Genomic DNA, 1,123 nt, shown 5'->3' with positions numbered 1-1,123 from the left:
TCGCTCGGGCGGCCGTCTGACGTCGATGACCTCGTCGCCGAGGCATATCTGCGCATCCTGACGGCCCTGCAGCAGGGCTCGGGCCCCACCAGCCTGTTTCGCCCCTACCTGTACCGCACGATCGCCTCCCTCGTCGCCACCTGGGGCGGCCGGCAGCGCGAGTTCGCGAGCGACGCCCTGGACGACATCTCGGATCCGGAGGCCCCGGAGACCGCGGTCGAGGACCGACCGGTCGCTGCGTTCGAGCTCGGCGCCGCCGTGACCGCGTTTCAGTCCCTCCCCGAGCAGTGGCGCACGGTGCTCTGGTACACCGAGATCGAGGGGCTCACCCCCGCGAAGGCGGCCCCGCACCTGGGGCTCACCGCCCGCGCCGTCGCGGTGAAATCTTCGCGCGCGCGTGACCACCTGCGCTCCGCGTGGGTCAGAGCGCACCTGAGCACGGCCGGGAAACCCGCCGCCTGCGCCGACGCGATCGAGCACTTCGACGGGCTCCGGCGCGGCAAGCTGCGTGCGAGCACCGAGCACCGGGTGCGCGCGCACCTCAGCGAGTGCGCGCCCTGCACGAGCGCCTACGAGGAGTTCGGGCACCTGAGTTCCCGGCTCCGGGCGGCGGTGTTTCCGGTGCTCTTTGGCGGCGGGATCGCCGCGGCCCTGCTCCGCGACGGGGTCTCCGCCCCCGCGGCGAGCGCGGCCGTCCTGCCCGCCGCGCCCGCGGGGAGCGGGGCGGCCCCGGGGGCCGGATCGGGCACGGCAGGCGGGGGGACCGGGGCCGCGTCCGCGGGTTTCTCCGCCGCCGGGATCACCGGTCTGGCCGCGACGGGCGTCGCGGTCCTCGCGGTCGCCGGGCTCGCCTTCGGCGCGGTGTTCCCGCTGGAATCGACCGAGGGCGCGCCCGCGGGCCCGCCGAGTGCTGGGCCGGCCCCCGGCCCGGCGGAATCCGTTGACTCGCCCCGAGCAGAAACGTCCCCGGGGGCGCGCCCGGCACCGTCCTCACCCGGCGCGGACGAGGTCGCGGCCGCGCACGCCTACCCCGTCGACCCCGTGCCGCTCCTGCCCGGGGCGCTGACGCCGGTCGCGCCCGGCACCGCTGCCCCGTACCCGGGGCCGACCGGGCACCCCGGAC

At 77.1% G+C, this 1,123-nt stretch carries 1 protein-coding gene; it reads left to right on the top strand.

Features of this window, described 5'->3' with window-relative positions; all coding sequences use genetic code 11:
- Nucleotides 1-1,123: sigma-70 family RNA polymerase sigma factor (locus OOT08_RS11730; RefSeq protein WP_325092820.1), on the top strand; the 1,123-nt coding region annotated here is incomplete at both ends.

Source organism: Leucobacter sp. M11 (genome assembly GCF_035726885.1).
Taxonomy (GTDB): domain Bacteria; phylum Actinomycetota; class Actinomycetes; order Actinomycetales; family Microbacteriaceae; genus JAPFRB01.
Note: the sequence above shows the minus strand (reverse complement) of the source record. Positions and strands in the feature narration are given on the sequence as shown.